Genomic DNA, 18,852 nt, shown 5'->3' on the forward strand with positions numbered 1-18,852 from the left:
GCGCATCGCGATCGGGTGCGGTCACCTGATGTCGGAAAGGGGGTCGCAGGGAGGCCGCGTCCCTTGGGTCTGGAAGACGAAATGCTTGCTGGTCAAATAGTTGATGATAAAGGAGACGGCGGTGCCCGCCAGCAGGGCCGGCAGTTCCTGCCCCTCGGCAACAAAGAGGAACCGGCTGGCGAGTGCGACCGTCGCCACCCGCGCCAGAAGCGTGAGCCCGAGCCCCAGGCCGTAGCGCAGCAGGCGCTGCGCATGGGACGCCACCCGTTGCCGGCCGGACGCCCGCGGCGCGGAGGCTCGGAAGGTCCAGCTGTGATGCAGGACGTAGTTCAGCGCCGCCCCGGTGGCGAAACCGCAGGTGGCCGCGAGCGGCAGGCTCAGCCCCGCAAGGACCGCAAGCGCCCAGGCCACGGCGATGTCGGCCCCGAGCCCCAGCACCGAGACGAGGCCGAAGCGGATCAGTTCGGCAGGAAGGCGCGCGGCCATCATGCCACCTCCTGCGTGCTGCGGAGCGCGGGCGGGCAGACGAAGGTTTCGGTCGCGCCGGCCCATTCCGGCCGGGTCAGCCGCACGAGGTCGAAGAGATCGTAGATGTTGTCGATCTTGCCGCCGAGGATCGAGATCACCCGCGAGCCAGCGGGCTGCTGCTGGTAGAGGATTGGCCGCCCGTCGTCCTGCTCGTTCTTCACCAGCACCGTCTTCACGTCGAAGATCGACTTCACCCAGGTGCTGTCAGCCAGGCAGGGCAGGTAGCGCTGCCCGTCGAGGATCATGTGGCGGTGACGGCTCTGCGGGTCGCTGGCAGCGAAAGTCTCGTAGGCGGAGCGGCCGCTCGTCCGGTCGGTCCAGCTCATCTGCGGCGTGTAGCGGACATGGGTCAGCGAATGCAGTGCTTCGGCGGGATAGGGCATCACCGAGAAGAAGGGTCCGTCCATGACGGTGATCCCGAACCGCTCGAGCTGGGCCGGGGGCCGCACGAGGGCGATCTCGGTCAGTTCGTGCTTGAGGCTGGCCTCGGGCAGGTCCGCGCCGCGCAGCAGGCTGTTGATCTGGGAATAGGTGACGTTGAAGACATGCCGGGCAAACAGTTCCGCCCCTGAGGAGAGCCGCACGACCACACCCTCGGCCTGCTCCTCGAGCTGCACCGCCGCGGTGGAGAGCCGCACATCCAGTCCCAGCGCATCGAGCTGCCCCCCGAGGCGCCGGGCCAGCACGGAATGGTCGAAGGCCATTTCGGTGCAGGCAAAGGCCGCCTCGATCGTGGCGGGGTCGAACAGCGCCGCCTGCGACCGGGTGGCGGGGGCGATGGGCGCGCCCATGTCGGCAAACATCCGGTAGAACCGCTTGGCACTGACCTTCGAGCGGCGGCGCGCGATCGCGTAGAGCATCTGGAAGTCGGACCGCACCGCCTCGGGAAAATCCGAGGCGAAGCGGCGGTGCAGCACCATCGACTTGGCCGCCGTCAGGGCCGAGCGCGGATAGTGGAAGCCGGTATGGACCCGCGCCTGGTTGACCCGCGAGGCGCGGTCCATCAGCCGCTCGCCCGCCTCGACCAGCACGATCCGCTCCGAAACCGAGCGCAGGAAGAGCGCGAGGCAGCAGCCGTAGAAGCCGCCGCCGATCACCAGGCAGTCGATGTCCGGAGTGCGGCTCATGCGGTCTCCCGCTCCGGCAGGCGTGGCAGGCCCGGCAGCGAGAGCGGCCCCCTCCCGGTCATTCCGTCCGCCACCTCGACATTGAGTTCGGTCATCACCTGCCCGAACAGGTCCACCGAACTGCGCTCGTCGAGAATGTCCTCACCAAGCCCGCCCGACTGGCCCTCGATCATCTTCTGCAGGCCGAGCGAGAGGCCGAAGATCGCCACCGACAGGAAGGTGGCCGTCAGGCTGAGGGCAAGCGTCACGGTGAACCAGCCGGGCTGCACGTTGCTGAAGGTGAGCCAGACCACCAGCGCATAGAGCGCAAGCGCGATCGAGGCGAGGGCCACGGCCAGCGACAGCAGCCCCACCAGCGCCAGAACGCGCGGCGCCGTGCTGACCAGCAGCTTCTGCACCAGCCCCAGCTTGCGTCCGAGCCCGCAGAGCGGACAGGGCCGCAGCAACCCCGCCGCCTTCTGCCACAGCACCGGCAGCGCCGGGTCCGCCGGGGGAAAGCGTAGCGCGAGCTGCGGGTCGGGATGGGCCAGCAGCCGGTTCAGCAGCGTGCGCGGATAGGCCGCCGTCAGCATGTTGCGGGTGCTGGTGCGGAAGCCCGCACTGTGCCCCAGCGCCTCGAGCAACGGGTTCAGCAGGCTGCGCGAGCGGCGCTGCCCGATCACGATGGCGCCGGTGGCCGCGGCCGTCTCGATCATCCCCGGCATGTCCAGTTCGGACCGTTCCTCGATGGCGGCCACCACCACCACATCGCCGATCGCCTCGGCCGCTGCCGCCACGCGCTGGCGGTAGAAGGGCGTGCCATGGCGCACCTTCAGCAGCCGGATGTTGGCCACGCACGCCATCAGCGCCTCGCAGGCCTCGGCCCGATCGGCCGGAACGGTCAGCAGCACCTCCCAGTAGCGGAACCGCCCCGAGATCGCGGCGCACAGCTGCCGCAGTTCCGCCGCCGCCGCCTCGCTTGCCGGGAAGTCGGCGATGCAGACCGAGACGAAGATATCCTCACGCCGGACGGGGATCATGCCGCACCTGCCTTTCCTTCCGCCATGCCGGCCGCCCGCAGGAGCCGCCCGATCGCTGCCTCCAGAACCGCCGGACCGGGATCCGGCGGCGGCTTCATCTCGATGGAATGCCAGCCGGCATAGCCCTTGTGGGCAAGGGCTGCGAGTGCGGTGGCGGCAGCCCCGGCACGGGCCGGCGCGGGCGCGAGGTTCGGCTCGCTGACATGGACATGGCTGATGGGCGCCGTCACCGCAGCCACCGCTCCGGCAATGCCGTCGAAGGCCCCGTTCATGTGCATGGCCCCGAGATCCAGGATCAGCGTCACCGCCGGATGGCCGAGCCGCGTCACGAAGGCGTCGGCCTCTTCGAGCGTGGTCAGGAAATTCGTGCCGTAGGCTGCCGGATTGAACTCGATCCCCAGCCGGGTTCCGGCCTGCCGGGCCGCGTCGCCCAGAACGGCGAAGGTTTCAAGCGCCACCGCCTCGGCCTCGGCGGTGCCCATGTCCGCGGGGATCACCCGCTGGCGCGGCGAGCCGAAGACGAGGTTCGGGATGCCGAGCCGCCCGGCCAGCGTGATCGCCGCCCGCAGCCCGTCGCGGAACCGCGCGCGCTCTCCGGGGTCGCCGAAGAGGGCCGCCCCCTCCACCCCGAAGAGCAGTGACTGCATGGAGACCAGTTCCAGTCCCGCCGCCCGCGTTTCGGCCAGCGACGCCGCCACTTCGGCCTCTGAGGGCGTGAAGGGGCGGGTGCTGCCGGGAAAAAACAGGCCCGGCGCGATCTCGAGTCCGCGGATGCCGTGGGCGGCAAGGAGCCGGTAGACGCGGAGCCTCTCCGCGGGGGCCCACGCGATGTTCGAGACGGCGAGCTTCATGCCACGGCCCTTTCCCCGGCAAAGAAGGCCTGCAGCCCTGCGAGCACCTCGTCGGCCGTGGCGATGTAGGGTCCCGCACAGCCCCAGAGCGCGGCGTGGCGGGTGCGCATGTCCTCGTGGTGGATCCGCGCCGAGCCCGCCGGCATCTCACGCCCCGTCAGGGCTGCATGGATACGCCCCGCCTCGAGCGGCTCGGGGGCGAGGTGGATCGTCTCAAGCCCCGCGCCGAGGCAGAGGCCGATATCGGACCAGAGACGCTCCATGTCGTAATACTGGAGATGCGTTGCGGGATGGGTGAACTGCACGGCCGAAAAGCCGAGCGCCGTCACCGCCTCGTCATAGGCCGCCCGCTGGCTGCTGGCTGCCAGGGCCGCGCGGTCGATGACCATGAGATCCGTCTCGGGGTCCGGCCGGTAGAAGCGGGCGAGCCCCGGCCGCATCCCGGCCGGCAGCCGCCCGGCCAGCTCGTCGAGCCGGGCCCTCGGCAGCATGGTCGGCATCGGGTTCAGGATGTCGAACAGGAAGTTCTTCCGCAGCCCGCGGCCGAACAGCGCCGGCAGCCGCACCACGAGGCAGCGGTCGAATCTTTCGGCGCAGAACGCCTCGAGCATCCGCCGGTTGCGGCCATAGGCGAGGGTCGTCTGGAAGCGGTCGGTGCTCTCGTCGTCCTGCCCGTCGAACTCGGCCAGCACCGCGATCGACGAGACCAGCACGCAGAGTTCAGCTCGGATCGGTGCGAGCCGGGCCATCAGGCTCCGGATCGCGGCTTCGTCCCTCTCGGGAAAACGGTTGGCGGTGAACATCGAGCCGGGGGCCGCCGCACAGACGAGCGTGCCGAACCGGCCGCCCGCCGCCTCGCCGATATTGGCGCTGTTGAAGAGGGCGCCGAACTCGTGCTGGCGCAGCAGGTGGCTTCCGACAAAGCCGGTGAATCCGATCAGCGCATCCATGTCTCTTCACCCTGCGGCGCGCGGCGCCTGATCGAGAAAGGGGCGGAGGGGCGGCTCATGCCGGATATCGGGGCAGGAAGGCCGAGCGACGGGAGAGAGGTGTAGGCGTAGCTTCCGGCTGAGGTGGGGACCGTCGAATCCCGAGCGCAGCGGGTTGCCGTGCGCCGCATCGAGCGTCACCGTCGGCAGACGGCACGACACGGCAGGACCCTATCAGGCAGGCGAAATGTCATCGAGGGAGAACAGGATATCGAACTGACAGGAAGCTCGGACGCGAAGCGACATTCGAACATGGCAAAACCGCAATAACAAACAGCCGACAAAAACATTCGTGTCGAAGAATATGAATGAATTGTTCGCACGGGTAATGGATTTCGTCAACGAGCATAACAACTTCGCCCCATCATCACTTCGACGAATGGTTATTGCTTTCTGAGTAGCGCTGGCTGGCGGCCTCAGAGCCGGGCAACGGGATGAGCTTATGCTTTCAGGTTGCGCGCTGCTCCAGCATGCGACCGAGACCGCATGGAATGCCGCCGCCCTGCGAGCGTGCGCCCGCTCACTCCTTCCAGTGATCGGCGACCCAGGGGGCCGGGCGCATGTAGTGCCGGAGATACCGCCAGCGCGAGCCGTCCGCGTGGCGTTCGGCCAAGCCCTTCAGATGCTGGCCGAGGGTCCAGCCCTCGCGATCCACCCATCCGCCCTGGATCGCATGCTCGGGATGCACGCCGCCGGGGAAGATCACGATCTTCGCCCCCCGCGGCAGGCGCGGAGGGAGGGCGAGGTTCAGCGGGAAGGGCGGCATGCACTGGTAGCGGAAATGCCGGACCCAGCGGGCGGGAAAGAGATCCACGCCGCCGGGGGCGTTGAGGGTCACGAAGCGCTGCTCGAAGCGGTACTGGTCGGCCACCGCCTGCGGATCGGCGAGGAACCTGCGCTGCAGATCGACGAGTTTTCCCACCGGGAAGCGGAAGACCGAGGTCTGTCCCAGACGCTCGAAGGGCTTGGCGGGGTTGCGCGCCAGGATCACCCGGTCGGGGTCGCCATAGGTGAAGAACTCGTCCAGCGAGCCGGTGATCACCAGATCGAGGTCGAGAAACAGCACCGGCCCCTTCAGATCGCCGAGGGTCGGGCTCCACAGGCGCGCCTTGGGCCACTTCCCCTTGGTGTTCTTCGGCATGACGAAATCGAGCGGCGGCAGCGGCTGGCAGTCCACCTCGGGCCGGACGCCCTGTGCGTTGTCGGTGAAGCAGGTGAAGCTGAAGGGCGGCGTGATGTTCCGGGCCACCATGGCATAGAGCCGGTTGATGAACCGCGGCCCGTATCTCGTCCCCCAGTTGATGCAGATCACCTGTTTCAGCATTCGCCCGTGCGCCCCGCCCTGACCGTCCTTCCGCCGAGAAGAGGCCTCCGCCCTGGGAAGTCAAGCGCGGGGGCGGAGGCCTCCGGCTACCTGGTCCCGAGGTGGCGACGCATGTTGCGGCCGATCCCGATGCCGTCGTACCGACCCTGCACCAACCTTGATACAAGCTCCGACCTGGCCCATGTTGGTCGCATCTTCACCGATGGAGGATGCTTCCAGATGATGCAGATGAATGTTGCCGAGGCGCGCGCGAAGCTGTCCCAGCTTCTGGCTGCCGTGGATGCGGGCGAAGAGGTCGTGATCGCGCGGGACGGGGTTCCTGCAGCGCGACTGGTGCCAGTTGCCCGAGTCGGTGTCCGTCTGGGGTTGCTGGAAGGAGTTGTCGGCCCTGACACGATCCCGGACTTCTTGCAGCCGATGAGCGAAGACGAAGTGGCGGAGTGGGGCGCTTGACCAGCGTTCTGATTGATACGCATGTGCTGGCGTGGTCTCTGATCGCGCCAGCACTCCTGCCTTCGGAAGCGCGTGGCCTTCTTCTGAGCGGGGCCATGGTTTATGCACCGCCATGCTCGCTGCATGAAATCACGCTCAAGATTCGCAACGGGAAGTGGGACGCGATGGCCCCATATGCGGATCGGCTCGACAGCCTGTGCATGTCGCAGGGCTTCCACATCGCTCCCTTCACCGCGAAGATGGCGATGAGGTCGGGATCAATGGCCTGGGCACACCGCGACCCTTTCGACCGTATGATTGCCGCTACGGCTATCGAGATGGCTTGCCCGCTGATCTCGACCGATGCCGTATTCGATGATCTTGCGGGCTTGCCGGAATGGAAGGGCCGGGTCTGGGGATCTTCCTCGAATGCGCCAGAACCTGGGTCTTGACGGCTATCGAACGCCTGCCGTGGGGCGTTGATGCTGTGACCGCCCCCCCCGACGGCATCGATATGCCAAGGTGGATCTGCAGCGATCCACAGAGGAGAGCGGTCATGCCGGAGATTGGCAGGGCCGGACTCGATCCGGCGAAGAACGGGGCTGATGCCGCAGCCCGGTCAGCCCCTCGGCTTCCGCGTCAAAGCTTGAGGTCGACCTTCGGCATGCGGCTCAGCCTGTCCTCCATGATCCGGTCGGCCTCGGCGCGGTAGCGGGCGGGATCGAAGAGCGTCACGGTCACGCGGTCGGAAACGCTCTCGGGGATCTGGATGCCGCGCAGCCCCATCATCTGGTTCGCTTCGCGGTCCACCCGCAGCGTCTCGCCGCAGGAGGCGGGCTGCTCGTCCCGCGACAGCCCGATGCCGAAGGGCAGGTTCGCCAGCCGCAGGGCGAGCGTCATCGCGGCGCGCGCCGCCGGATCGTCCGGCACCGGCTCGCCGCCGTGGAGCGGCGGGGGCGCCTCCCCCTCGACCGCCGCGGCCCTGAGCCAGTTCACTGTCCATTGCGCCCCGAAGTCGAAGCAGTCCTCGCCCGATCCGGGGGCTGCCCAGCGGCCGGCCTGCCCCGGAAGCGGCGGCCCGTACTTGGCCTGCAGCGCCTCCGCCAGGCGGGCCTCGGGGATCTGGCCGGCCGGCGCGAACCAGGTGCGGCCGACGCCGAACACCCGCGGCTCCCACTCCTTCGGGCCGAGCATCAGCGTGACGAAGTCCGAGGCCCCCTCGTCGATAAGGAGGAGCGTCCTCTGGTCGGGAACGAGCGGAGGACGCCCCGTCGTGCTCATCTCGAGCACGCGGCCGACCTTCATGTGGGCATCGATCGCCGCCCGGGCCTCGTCCGGCGTCATGCCGAGCTTCACGCCGACGACGTCGTAGCTCACCGCGGGCGGCGGCGGCTCGGGCGTTGCGGGGGCGGGCGCCGGTGCGGCCGCCACGGGCTGCGAGAGCAGCAACTGCCGCTGGCCCGGACCGGTCCTGCCCCACCATTGCACCTCGACCGGCCGCACCTCCATCACCAGCCTCGGCAACTGCGGCGCGGGCCGGGGAACGGCCGTCACCTGCGCGACATCAAAGGCGACCGACACCGCGTCGATCCTCGCTCCGTTCGGCGGCCGGGGCATGGGCGGCAGCGCGAAGACGAGATCGTCCATCCCGAAACCGGCTGCCGTGAGCGACACGAGCCCTGCCTCCGTCATCGCCGCTCCGTCCCGGAAGAGATCGGCGTCCCGACCCGAGGCGAAGAGCGGATCCTCCGGCCTCACGGCGATCACGGTCCTGTCGCGCAGGCCCGTGTAGCTGCCGTTCTGCGCCTCGAAGCGGAAGCCGGAGGGCAGAAGGTCGAGGCACCGCCCGAGCCAGGCCCGGAACACCGGCAGCATGGCCGTCCTGTCGGCCTCCGTCGGCTGCCGTCCGCCGGGCGGGAAGAAGGCGCCGCAGGGCGAGTCCGGTTCGGGCAGGCTGGCGTTCCCCTGACCGGAGGCGAGGGTGGATTCGACCGTCCAGCGTTCGTCCAGCAGGCTGCGCAGCAGCCCGTCGTCGAGCGTCACCTGCCCGTGGCGGATCTGCAGCCAGCGCACCAGTTCGCCGGTCAGCGCCGGGCGGCCCTCCGGGCGCTGCGCCTCGGCCGCCTCGGCCGAGCCCGTCGCCGGGGCCTTCACCTCGGGCACGCGCAGGACGGCAAGCGTCCGCCCTTCCTCGCGCGGCGAGAGCAGATGGACGGCGAGAGCCTGGAAATCGACGAGGACCGACGGCTCCCCCCGCCTCCCCTCGCCCACGGAGGCGCGCACGGGCGCGACTTCGAACAGCACGTTGAACTGGCGCCCATCCTCGATGAGCCGCCGGGCAGCTTCGCGGTCCATCGGAAACCGCGTGATCCCCTCGGGATTGTGCAGATCGACCTGCACATCGTCGCCGTCCAGGCTGGCCTTGCCCGACGACGCTGACCGGAGATAGCCAAGCCTCCAGCTCTCGATCGGAAAGGCGTCGTTGTCATAGGTCCCGAGGGCGATGGTCCCGGAGAGGAACATCGGCCGCCCTGCATCGGGGGTGGAAGAGGTCAGGCGTGCCATGAGATCGCGGACGGCGTCGGGGCGGTCGAACTCGTTGACCTGCCGGACCGCGGCGGCCTGCGAGGCGATCCGCTCCAGCTGGGGGACCGTGACGCCCTTGGCCAGCGCGAGGGACACGATGTCCTCCAGTGTCAGGGACGTTCCCTCGGCGGTGGCGCTTCCGGGCTTCGGTTTCGGCAGATCGGGCACCTCGGCCGCGACCGGCGACAGCTTCAGCGCCGTCATGCGCTGCGTCGCCGCCTCGTCGTAATGGAGTGTGGCCGAGACGACATGCGCCGGAAGAGAGAGCTCGACCGTCCCGTCATGCTTCTCACGCGCGGTACCATCGGCCAGCAGTTCCAGGTCGAGAAGCAGGCCGAAGCCCGAAAGCTGGCCGCCGCCGAAGTCATTGCCGACGCGGCTCTGCGTGATCCGCCGGGCAAGCTCGGGCTCGACCGGGATCTCGGACTGGATCTGCACCACATCCAGCGTGATCGTCGCATTCGTCCCGGGGATCTGGACGGGCATTCCCTGCCGGGATCCGCCGTAGAGGTTGGTGAGGAGCGGGAAGCTGCCCGTCTCGAAGTCGTAGGCGCCGAGGCTGGCCGGCAGCAGGATCGCGGCCCGCACCGGCAGCTTCGGCGCAAGGGCGACCAGCGACGGCCGGTAGAGCTTCTCGAACTCCGTCATGATGTCCCGCCGCAGGAACGGATCGTTCCGAAGCAGGCTCTTGTACTTGTAGTCGCTGACGTCGTTCGTGCGGGCAAGCCGCGCGAAATCGGCGGGCTGGAGGAAGCGGCCGAACGCGAAGACCGTCTCCGGATCCGTCACCTCCTCCAGGAGCGACAGGCCGACGAGCGCCAGCAGGGGCTCGAGCGGATGCGGTTCCTTGGCGGGATGATCCGGGCGGATGAGGACGCGGTCGCTCACCAGCGTCGCGCCGTAGCGGGCCCAGCTCTGCGCGGCATCGGGCGCCACCGTGGCGGTCCGGACAGGCTCCGGCGCAGGAGCGGGGACCGGGGCGGGTGCGGAGGCTGCAGGCTCCGGCGCCACGGGGGAAGCGGCCGAGCCCGTGGGGGCGCAATGCGCCTTCAGTCGTGCGAGCGCCTCCCCGGCGCCCTCCAGCGCGAAGGCGGCCGAACCGCCGGAGGCCGCCGCGAGCGTGAGGCTCCTGCCCTTCGCCATGGCGTCGAGCAGCGGGCTTTCCCGCGGAATGCGCAGGAAGGGGACGTTCTCGGGCGCCCCGAGGGCGAGCGGCGCCTCGACCAGCGCCGCTCCGTCGACCGAGATCCGGAGCGACGGCGGCAGCCCGCCCGAGAGCATCGGCAGGTCAGGGGCCAGCAGAAGGGCCGTCTCTCCCGGGGCCACGGCCGAGGCGACGAGACTGGCGGCCGAGGCCCGTCGCGCCTCCGGCTGGCCCGGTGCGATGCAGCGGAAGGCGAGCCGCGGACGGCCATCCTCCAGGTGATCGGCCGATCCGATCAGCCGCGCGCCATCCGCCGAGAACTGCCAGAGCGTCTGCCCCTGCTGGCCGAGCGCCGCCGCCGGGATGAGGAGGAAGAGCACGGCGGCCCGCAGTGCAGGACAGGCACGTGTTGCGGAATACATGGCGGCCTCCCGGAAGGATGCGGGTCCCGAAACGATCAGTCTGAAAAGGTTCTTCCGATTACCGCCATTGGCCGCCGCCGAGTCAACCGTTCGAAGGGCGTAGCAACCCGCCCTCAGCCCGAGCCGCGTTCCGGTGGCGGCCCTCATCCGGGTGCTCCGGCTCGCGGCAGATCATGGCCATTCATCAGAGTGCAGGGCTCAGCCCTCTTCCGCAGACAGGCTTTGCCAGCAGAAACGGCTTGAACAACCGACTGCCCGTCGACTCGTTGGCCGGCGGCGCGTCGCAGCATATGGTTCAAGAACAGGCCACGTTGTTCCGCCTGTTATGTGGAGTGATGCGATGCGCCTTGACGAAAACATTGTGGGAACATCTGGACCCGACGAGCTTTCAGCCACGGCGGAGAGGCAGGCTCTCTTCGGTCGCGGGGGCGAAGACAGGCTGTTCACAACCTTCAACCATTCGTATCTTGTCGGAGGCGATGGAGCCGATAGCCTCTTTGCCACCGTAGCCGTCGAGGAAACTGGCCAGGACACCGCGCTGGCCACCACCACAATCGATGCCGGCAGCGGAAACGACTATATCGTGGTCGATCTCCAGGCCATGGCGGAAAGCGATGCGACGGCGCTGAGCTTCACCGACGTGGGATCCAACGACGCCAATGTGCGTCCCGGCTATGGAACGGCATCAATCCAGACCTCGGCCGTCAGCCGTGGCGGCGGCGTTGCAACAGCCACCAATCTGGCGCGTTCAGGAGACAGCGGCGGGACGAGCCTCTCTCTGGCGGCTCAGGCAGGCAACGAGGCAGGGTCCGGAGGAAGTACGCGGGCGATCAACCGCTTCACGGGCGGGAGCGGTGATGACCTTGTGAATTTTTATGCGCTTGCGGAGCCGGCCGTGGACGGCAGCATTTCGATCAACAGCGGATCCGGCGGATCCGGATCGGACCGTTTCCATGTGACGAGTTACGCATGGGCCGGTGATACAAGTCTCGCCTTGACGTCATTGAGCGGCGGCAAGGGCAATGACACGCTTTTCTCCCAGACCTACTTCCGCGGCGAAGATGCTGGCGGCCGCAGCCAGATCCGGGAGGACGGTGGTGCCGGTTCCGACTTTCTATACGGCCATACCTATGCGGACGCGACCGCGACATTCGACAACCGGCTCCTCGGCGGAAGCGGCGACGACCAGATCAACAGCGGCATTGCCTATGAAGATGCCGATGGCTCTCGCGGCGCGCAGACGCTCGCGGGCGCAGCCGGAGACGACCTGATCATCGCTTCGGTGATTTTCCAGCGCTGGTCCGCTATAGGTGGCACAGACGACACGGTGAATATCTCTGGCGGACAAGGTGCCGACGACATCCGCTTCACCTCCGGATCCTATCGAGACGATCCGCAGAGGGACGTCACGGTCGAGAAACGGTTCACCATCGCGTTTGATGCCACCGGGGGAACCGGCGACGACCGCATGACGATCGAGCATTACCTGTCATCGCTGGAGTTCGGCAGCCGGATCACCACCCGGTGCGACGGGGGTGCCGGAGACGACAACATCTTCGTGGCGACAGTTGGCAACGTGATCTCCACTGTCTCGTTGTGTGGTGGCGCCGGAAACGACACGCTGATCGCCTCATCCCTGTTCGGGCCTTCCGCCGAGCACCTGTTCAGCGGCGGCGCGGGCGACGACCTGATCGTGTCCGAGATCGATGCGACGGCCGATGGCATCCACCGTATCCATGGCGGTACCGGGAACGACACGTTCATCATTTCGGGGGCCGTGAGCCGGATCGAGGGGGGCGCCGGGAACGATACCATCGAGGGGAATGGAACGGATGTGACGATGATCGGAGGCTTTGGCCAGGACGTCTTCGTCATCGGCTCAGGCGGCGACGGCGTCCGGCGCATCGAGGACTTTGATCGGGACCGAGACACGCTGCAGATCAAGTCGCTGATCCCGTCGGGAACCGGCACTCTCGACGATCTTCTCGCCACCACCGAGGTCGAGGATCTCGGGCGTGGCAGAGACGTCATCGTCCGTTTCGACAGGGGATTGGTCCTGGTGCTCGAAGGCGTCGGAACGGGTCATGCGGACGACCTCACCGACGTGGTCGACAACTTCCTTTTCTGACGTGATCGGATCCGTCCTCCGGACAAGGCCGGCATCTCACGCACGAGGTCGCCATCAACCTGCTTCTCGACCGGTTTGATCAGCGCCTTCTTTCTTCGGTCATTGTCGTCCCACATCGGGGACTGTCATGGCCGGGGCGGCAGGCAGGATCAGCGTGGCCTCGAACCCAGGCGAGAGGTTCCGCAGGCGGAGTTCTCCCCCGGCCGTCTCGACGATGTCTCCCGCAATGGCAAGGCCGAGCCCGTGTCCGTCGGCGCGGGTGTCGAAGCTGACGCCGCGCCCGCGGATCGCCTCGATGTCGGGGGCTCCGGGTCCGTCGTCGGAGACCGCGATTCCGACCGACGCTCCCGCGGCGGCGATCCGCACGCGGACGGCGCTGGCGGCATGGGTCGCGGCATTCTCCATCAGCGGCCCCAGCGCCTCGGTCAGATCCGCGCCGTCCAGCCGGACGAGCAGCGGCCCGTCGGCCTCGAGATGCCAGGCAAGGGCCGATCCCCGCTCGGTGCGGCGCAGGACGCGGATCAGCCTTCGGGCGGCCTCCGCCGGATCGGAGGAGGCGCCCGCCCGGTCCCGCATGATCCGCGCGCGCATCAGTTCCCTGTCGACATGGCGCCGGATGCCGGAGGCGACCTCCTCGATTCCGCGCGCCGCCGCCGCCTCGCCCCGATCGCGCAGCCGCATCGCCTCACCGAGAAGCGCCTGAAGCGGTGTCTTCAGGCCGTGCGCCAGGTCCCCCGCCCGGCTGCGGGCCCGCTCCAGTTCCCGCTCGCGCGCCTCCAGAAGCTGGTCGATCTCGCGCGCGAGCGGCAGGACCTCCGTCGGCAGGTCGGTCCCGATCCGCCGTTCCGCGCCCGAGGCCAGCGCCCCGACCCTCTGGCCGATGGCCGCGAGCGGCCTGAGCCCGAGCGTCACCTGCACGGCTCCCGCCGCGACCAGGGCCAGGGCCAGCAGCGCAAGGAGGGGCGCGAGTTCGCGCAGGAAGGACTGCTGCGCCCGGGCGAGTTCGGCGCGGTCCTGCGCCACCGAGATGCGCACCCGCGCCGGGTCCCTGCCCTCACCGATCAGTACCGTCCGGTCGAGGACCAGGAGCGCCTCGCCCTGCGGCCCCGGCAGCGCAAGCGGCGACGCGGTTCCGGAGGGAGACGGCGCCCGCTCCGGCAGGGGCAGCACGTAATCCCAGAGCGAGCGCGAGCGGCGCAGCTCGCCGTCGATGGAGATCTGCCAGTAATGGCCCGAGAGCGGCTGCTGGTAGGAAGGATCGCCCGAGGGATCCACGAAGCGGACGGCTCCGCCGGGGCCGCGTTCCAGCGCCGCGGTCAGCGCGTCGGCGCGGGCGGCAAGGGCAGAGAGCGCCACGCGCTCGGCATGGCGGTCAAAGAGCAGCGCCAGCCCCCAGGCCGCCGCCGTGAGCGCCAGCGCCAGCGCCAGCGCATTCACGACCACGAGGCGGAGCCGGATCGAGCGGAGCTTCACGGACCCGGTTCGAGCTGGTAGCCGAAGCCGCGTCGCGTCCCGATGATGCCCCGCCCCGTCTTGCGGCGCAGCCGCGCCACCACCGCCTCAAGCGCGTTCGCCTCGCGGGCATCGTTGTCGCCGTAGAGATGCTCGAGAAGCTCGGTCGGAGGCACGACCCGGTCGCGATGCAGCATCAGATAGGCCAGCAGGCGGAACTCCAGCGGAGCGAGGCCGAGCGGCAGGCCGTCGAGCGTCGCCGACATCCGGTTCATGTCGAGCGACAGCCGCCCCAGGCTCTGCTGGGCCGCAGCCCGCCCGGTCGAGCGGCGCACGAGGGCGCGGGCGCGGGCGACCAGTTCCTCGATCCGGAAGGGCTTGGGCAGATAGTCGTCGGCCCCCGCGTCGATGCCTTCCACCCGTTCGCTCCAGGTGCCCCGCGCCGTCAGCACCAGGACCGGGGTCTCCACCCCCTCGGCGCGCCAGCGCTTCAGCACGGCCAGCCCGTCCAGCTTCGGCAGGCCGAGGTCGAGCACGATCAGGTCGAAGCTTTCGGTCCCGCCCAGGAACCAGGCGGCCTCGCCATCGGCGGCCGTCTCGACCCTGAAGCCCGCCGCGCCGAGCGCCAGGCCCAGATCCCGCGCGATCCTCGCATCATCCTCGACGACCAGCGCCCGCATCAGTCCATCCCATCGTCGTCGTCGTCATCCTCCTCGTCTTCGACCTCGACGACAAGGCCGGTGACCACGTCGACATCCACTTCGACAAGCCGGCCGTCCGGGCGCAGGATCTCGAATTCGTAGACCATCCCGCCCTCGTCCGCCTCCTCCAGCTCGACCTCCAGTACGCGGCCGAACTCCTGCTCGATCCGCGGCATCAGGCTGCCGAGCGGCAGCATCTCGCCCTGTTCCACGCCTCGGCGCGCGGCTTCGAAATCCGGAAGCGGGATGGGGACCGCATCCTGGCTGCCGGCGGCCGAGGGGAGAAGGAGAAGGGAAAGGAGGATGAGGCGCATGCCCCGACCTTACCGGGGCGGAGCTGACATCGCGCTGACGTCCGGGATCAGAGTGCCGTCAGCCCGTCTGTGCCAGGAACGGGAAGCGGTCCTGAAGAGCAGGACCCTTCAGGAAACAGCAAGAAGGAGACTCCGCATGGCGCGCATCAGGGGAACCGGCCTGAACGACACGCTGCAGGGCACCGACGGGATGGACGACATCTTCGGCTTCGACGGCCATGACCGGCTCTACGGCCGGGACGGCAACGACGAGATCGAGGGGGGCCGCGGCAACGACCGCCTCTGGGGCGGAGCGGGACGGGACGACCTCGAGGGCGGCAGCGGCGACGACTTCCTCCTCGGCGGCACGGGCGACGACGAGCTGGACGGCGATTCCGGCAACGACCGCCTGCGGGGCGGCAGCGGCAACGACGAACTCGACGGAGGTCGCGGGGCAGACCGCCTCTATGGCGGCACGGGCAATGACGAGATCGACGGCGGCGCGGGCAATGACGTGCTGACCGGAGGGGCCGGCCGGGACGTCTTCGAATTCGACTTCGGCGGCGGCCGCGACCGCATCACCGATTTCACCAATGGCCAGGACCGTCTGGATCTCGACGATTTCAGCCGCGCGCAGGTCGAGGCGGTGATCGACGGCGCCCGGCAGGTCGGCAGCGACCTCATCCTCACCCTGTCGGCAGATACCAGGATCATCCTCGAGGACATGAGGCTTTCGCAGCTGGACATGTCCGACTTCCTGTTCTGATCCCCGGCCATCCGCCTCGGGCAGAAGGACATGACTGCCCGGGCTGGCTCACCCGGGTCTTGGGACACAACAACGACGGCTGCCGAGAGGCCCGTGGCAGCCGTCTGATTTTTGCGAAATTATCTATGGACGCCATCTATCCGGAGTGCGGAAGTTCTGTCCCGCCGCAACACCGATCAGAGAAATCGCTCGGGGATCCGCGCCGCGCAAGACGGCCAATATCTCTGTCGGTCCTGAGGCCTTCTTGAACACCGGTCAGTACCGTCAGAACGCGTCGGCCGAGGTCAGCTACGGTTCGCCAGCGGCCTCGCTGCCCTCGCCACCGGCGCCGGCGCCTTGTTACCTCTGCATGACTACGTTATGTCAGGCGCACATAATAGCCTTTTGCGTGGCTCTGAGGAAACGATATGGCGCAGGAAATCCTTGTTCCCTCGGCGGTCAGGCGAGAGCTTCGTCGGATCGGTGATCGCGTGCGCGCTGCGCGGCTCGAGCGGAACCTGCCGATGCAGATCGTGGCCGAGCGCGCAATGACGACGCGCCAGACGGTCGGTCGCATCGAAACCGGCGATCCGCGGGTGTCCTGGGGGACGGTTCTTGGCGTGCTCAACGCTCTCGGTCTCCTCGAGACGGCTGGGCATCTGGCCGCGCCTCAAGGCGATCCGATCGCGCGCATGAAATCTGCCGATCTGCGGCACCGGCGCGCGCGGCTTCCGAAGGCGCCATCCTCGCGCGCAGGTCCCGAGAGCCAGTCGTGATCGCGAAGATCGTCGAGGTCTGGCTCGACTGGGAGGCAGGGCTCGTCCGTCTCGGCCGCATGCGCCGCCAGGCGCGCGCCGGCGGGGAGATCCTGAGCTTTGCCTACGATGCGGAATGGATCGCGCATCCGATGAGCTTTGCCGTCGATCCGCGCCTGCCGCTGACCCCGGGCGAATTCTTTCCCGATCAGGGGCAGGTCTTCGGGACGATCGGCGACAGTGCGCCGGACCGGTGGGGAAAGGACCTCATGCGCCGGAGGGAGCGGCGCGCCGCGGTGGCGGAAGGCAGGCGTCCGCGGGCGCTGCAGGAGGTCGATTTCCTGCTCGGGGTCGCGGATGTCTCGCGTCTGGGGGCCATGCGCTTTCGGGAAGAGGGATCGGAGCTCTTCGTGGCCGATGTCGGCGAGGGGGTGCCGGGCACGATCGATCTCGGCCGTCTCCTGGCCGCCTCGGACCGGATCCAGGCCGACGACTTCGCGGATGAGGATCTGCGGATGATCTTCGCGCCCGGCTCCTCGCTCGGCGGGGCGCGCCCGAAGGCAAGCGTGCTCGACGCCACGGGCAACCTCATGATCGCGAAATTCCCGAAGGCGGACGATGAGCATGACATCGAGACCTGGGAGGCGATCGCCCTGACCCTTGCGGCCCGGGCGGGGATCCGCGTGGCGCCCTTCGAACTGAAGAGCGTCGGTGGCCGCCGGGTCCTCCTGTCGCGGCGCTTCGACCGGGCGGGCGGGCACCGGCTACCCTTCATTTCGGCGATGGCGCTGACCGGGCACCGCGACGGCGACGATGACTGCAGCTACCTCGAGATGGCCGAGGTCATCGACGCAGAAGGGGCAGAGCCCGAAGCTGATCGGATCGAGCTCTTTCGGCGGATCGCTTTCTCGATCCTGATCTCGAATGTTGACGACCACCTGCGCAACCACGGCTTCATCCGCCAAGGCGCAGCCGGCTGGCGCCTGTCGCCGGCCTACGACCTCAATCCGGTCCCGCCGCACCTGAAGCCGGCAATCCTCTCGACGGCCATCGACTACGACGACCGGACCGCCGATGTGGGGCTTCTGCTCGAGACAGCCGGTGAATACGGAATCCGCCCGCGCGACGCCCGAACACTCCTGCGGGATACGGCTCAGGTCATCGGCACATGGCGGGAGGTGGCGGCTGAACTGGGTGCTCGAGCTGCCGAGATCCGGGAGATGGAGGGCGCCTTTGAACACGAACGGCGCGAGGCGACACTCTCGCTTTGAATGGGCGGGTCAGTCACGGCAGCACATATTCATGGCGGAGCCGAGGCTGCCGCCGAAGGCGAGCTGCAGCGACGCCCAGCCGATGCCGATGATCGTTCCGATGGTGAGGAGGTTCTTGAAGTTGCCCGAGGAGGTGTAGGCTCCGAGCATCTGGAACACGTCATAGAGATAGAAGGCGCCGCCGGTCGTGTAGATTTCCCACTGCATCGATCAGCGCCCCTGTCCCATCATCGAGGTGAATTTCGTGGAGCTGCCGGCCGTGAGCATGGCCTTGTGGAGCTGCAGCTTCTCGATGGCCGAAAGCGCGTCCGCATACTTTTCGGCGGCCTCGCGGCGCAGCGTGCCGAAGCCATTCCGGGTGTTGCGGATGGCGTCGTTCCGTACTGTGGCTGGGACGTCTATGACGTGATCCCGAAGCAGCCGGGGCACGATCCCAGTGGCGCCGACTAACTATACACGAGTTCGGCTGCACCCGCCTCCTCCGCCGGTCAAGGCGCGATGAGCTTGAGCCGCTCTAGAAGCTCGGCCAGATCCGGTTCAACCCCCGCCGCCCGCAAGACGTGATCGAGCCCGATTCTCCTCTGAAGTTCGGCCGCCGACATGTTCTTGTGATAGTCGGTCCATACGGCGGAAAGCGCTGCCATTGACCTGCCACGGGGCGGGTGATCATGTTCATGACCGGCGAAATGGCGAAGCAGGAGTCCTTCGAAGTCCGGGCGCTGCCAAATCGCGATTATCTCGTTCCGCGCCAGGATCGCCCTTGCCTCGCGGCCGCCGTCCGGTAGCTCGGGAAGCCGGTCCGTATCTAGCATGACCGCCTGTGCCGCGAATGGGCCGCCTCGCAGGATCTCCTCCGCCAGCTTGCGCTCCGCCTTCCTCGCCAGCGCCAGCGGGTCCCCGGCCGGCTGGAGGTTTACAGGGACCACGTGAATCTTAGCCCCGCTCGCGTTAACAAGCCGCTGAAGCAGGGCGCCATAGCCCTGCTCGCTCTCCCCTTCGCAACCTAGGAAGATCCTTGCCCGCCGCTCTAGGACCCGACGCCCTCTCATCCGATGCTTGGGACCCCGCCATAGACCCCGCCGAGG

The 18,852-nt window shown here is 68.3% G+C and carries 19 protein-coding genes; 6 read left to right on the plus strand and 13 right to left on the minus strand.

Annotation, left to right across the window (positions count from 1 at the left end):
- Positions 1-21: 21 nt before the first annotated feature.
- From ACTVZP_RS19815 to ACTVZP_RS19840, 6 genes are all read right to left on the minus strand, one after another.
- On the minus strand, positions 22-486 hold the full coding sequence (locus tag ACTVZP_RS19815; RefSeq protein WP_443213894.1) for a GtrA family protein: 465 nt from the start codon (positions 484-486) through the stop codon (positions 22-24).
- A complete protein-coding gene (locus ACTVZP_RS19820) occupies positions 486-1,655 on the minus strand; it encodes an FAD-dependent oxidoreductase (protein ID WP_443213895.1) in 1,170 nt (389 codons plus the stop codon). The genes ACTVZP_RS19815 and ACTVZP_RS19820 overlap by 1 nt, the downstream gene beginning before the upstream one ends.
- A complete protein-coding gene (locus tag ACTVZP_RS19825; RefSeq protein ID WP_443213896.1) occupies positions 1,652-2,674 on the minus strand; it encodes a hypothetical protein in 1,023 nt (340 codons plus the stop codon). The genes ACTVZP_RS19820 and ACTVZP_RS19825 overlap by 4 nt, the downstream gene beginning before the upstream one ends.
- Complete coding sequence (locus ACTVZP_RS19830) at positions 2,671-3,525, minus strand: sugar phosphate isomerase/epimerase family protein (protein WP_443213897.1); 855 nt, start codon at positions 3,523-3,525, stop codon at positions 2,671-2,673. Before ACTVZP_RS19830 ends, ACTVZP_RS19825 begins: the two co-directional genes overlap by 4 nt.
- Positions 3,522-4,475: a hypothetical protein gene (locus ACTVZP_RS19835; protein WP_443213898.1), complete on the minus strand. Its 954-nt coding sequence runs from the start codon at positions 4,473-4,475 to the stop codon at positions 3,522-3,524. The genes ACTVZP_RS19830 and ACTVZP_RS19835 overlap by 4 nt, the downstream gene beginning before the upstream one ends.
- 559 nt (positions 4,476-5,034) lie before the next feature.
- A complete protein-coding gene (locus ACTVZP_RS19840) occupies positions 5,035-5,838 on the minus strand; it encodes a glycosyl transferase (protein WP_443213899.1) in 804 nt (267 codons plus the stop codon).
- A 111-nt stretch (positions 5,839-5,949) separates the two neighbouring features.
- Here ACTVZP_RS19840 and ACTVZP_RS19845 point away from each other — a divergent pair, with 111 nt between their 5' ends.
- Both ACTVZP_RS19845 and ACTVZP_RS19850 read left to right on the plus strand, forming a co-directional pair.
- The gene (locus tag ACTVZP_RS19845) at positions 5,950-6,291 is read left to right on the plus strand and encodes a type II toxin-antitoxin system Phd/YefM family antitoxin (RefSeq protein WP_443213900.1); all 342 of its coding nucleotides are present in this window, start codon (positions 5,950-5,952) and stop codon (positions 6,289-6,291) included.
- A complete protein-coding gene (locus tag ACTVZP_RS19850; protein ID WP_443213901.1) occupies positions 6,288-6,722 on the plus strand; it encodes a type II toxin-antitoxin system VapC family toxin in 435 nt (144 codons plus the stop codon). The genes ACTVZP_RS19845 and ACTVZP_RS19850 overlap by 4 nt, the downstream gene beginning before the upstream one ends.
- Positions 6,723-6,909: 187 nt before the next feature.
- On the opposite strand, the gene ACTVZP_RS19855 is transcribed toward ACTVZP_RS19850, so the two are convergent.
- The gene (locus ACTVZP_RS19855) at positions 6,910-10,422 is read right to left on the minus strand and encodes a hypothetical protein (protein WP_443213902.1); all 3,513 of its coding nucleotides are present in this window, start codon (positions 10,420-10,422) and stop codon (positions 6,910-6,912) included.
- A 340-nt stretch (positions 10,423-10,762) separates the two neighbouring features.
- Between ACTVZP_RS19855 and ACTVZP_RS19860 the strand changes: the two genes are divergently transcribed.
- Positions 10,763-12,550, plus strand: coding sequence for a calcium-binding protein (locus tag ACTVZP_RS19860; protein WP_443213903.1), 1,788 nt, complete (start codon positions 10,763-10,765; stop codon positions 12,548-12,550).
- 99 nt (positions 12,551-12,649) lie between these two features.
- Here the strand turns inward: ACTVZP_RS19860 and ACTVZP_RS19865 are convergent, their stop codons facing one another.
- The 3 genes from ACTVZP_RS19865 to ACTVZP_RS19875 are packed head-to-tail and all read right to left on the minus strand — an operon-like array spanning position 12,650 to position 15,017.
- A complete protein-coding gene (locus ACTVZP_RS19865; protein WP_443213904.1) occupies positions 12,650-14,023 on the minus strand; it encodes a sensor histidine kinase in 1,374 nt (457 codons plus the stop codon).
- Complete coding sequence (locus ACTVZP_RS19870) at positions 14,020-14,682, minus strand: response regulator transcription factor (RefSeq protein WP_443213905.1); 663 nt, start codon at positions 14,680-14,682, stop codon at positions 14,020-14,022. The genes ACTVZP_RS19865 and ACTVZP_RS19870 overlap by 4 nt, the downstream gene beginning before the upstream one ends.
- Entirely contained in the window at positions 14,682-15,017 is a 336-nt protein-coding gene (locus ACTVZP_RS19875; RefSeq protein WP_443213906.1) for a PepSY domain-containing protein, read from the minus strand. The genes ACTVZP_RS19870 and ACTVZP_RS19875 overlap by 1 nt, the downstream gene beginning before the upstream one ends.
- A gap of 136 nt (positions 15,018-15,153) precedes the next feature.
- Here ACTVZP_RS19875 and ACTVZP_RS19880 point away from each other — a divergent pair, with 136 nt between their 5' ends.
- From ACTVZP_RS19880 to ACTVZP_RS19890, 3 genes are all read left to right on the plus strand, one after another.
- The gene (locus tag ACTVZP_RS19880; RefSeq protein ID WP_443213907.1) at positions 15,154-15,762 is read left to right on the plus strand and encodes a calcium-binding protein; all 609 of its coding nucleotides are present in this window, start codon (positions 15,154-15,156) and stop codon (positions 15,760-15,762) included.
- A gap of 407 nt (positions 15,763-16,169) precedes the next feature.
- Positions 16,170-16,517, plus strand: a complete 348-nt coding sequence (locus ACTVZP_RS19885; protein ID WP_443213908.1) for a helix-turn-helix domain-containing protein — start codon at positions 16,170-16,172, stop codon at positions 16,515-16,517.
- Positions 16,514-17,767 carry a type II toxin-antitoxin system HipA family toxin gene (locus ACTVZP_RS19890; protein WP_443213909.1) on the plus strand — a complete coding sequence of 418 codons (1,254 nt, stop codon included), beginning with the start codon at positions 16,514-16,516 and terminating at the stop codon, positions 17,765-17,767. The genes ACTVZP_RS19885 and ACTVZP_RS19890 overlap by 4 nt, the downstream gene beginning before the upstream one ends.
- Positions 17,768-17,776: 9 nt before the next feature.
- Here the strand turns inward: ACTVZP_RS19890 and ACTVZP_RS19895 are convergent, their stop codons facing one another.
- The 3 genes from ACTVZP_RS19895 to ACTVZP_RS19905 form a co-directional block, all read right to left on the minus strand.
- Positions 17,777-17,974: a conjugal transfer protein TraG N-terminal domain-containing protein gene (locus ACTVZP_RS19895; protein WP_443213910.1), complete on the minus strand. Its 198-nt coding sequence runs from the start codon at positions 17,972-17,974 to the stop codon at positions 17,777-17,779.
- 3 nt (positions 17,975-17,977) lie between these two features.
- Complete coding sequence (locus ACTVZP_RS19900) at positions 17,978-18,196, minus strand: hypothetical protein (protein ID WP_443213911.1); 219 nt, start codon at positions 18,194-18,196, stop codon at positions 17,978-17,980.
- A gap of 59 nt (positions 18,197-18,255) precedes the next feature.
- Positions 18,256-18,852 (minus strand): hypothetical protein (locus ACTVZP_RS19905; protein WP_443213912.1); only part of this gene is annotated, 597 nt, incomplete at its 5' end.

Origin of the sequence: Rhodobacter sp. NSM, assembly GCF_052244495.1 — a bacterium.
Taxonomy (GTDB): domain Bacteria; phylum Pseudomonadota; class Alphaproteobacteria; order Rhodobacterales; family Rhodobacteraceae; genus Cereibacter_A.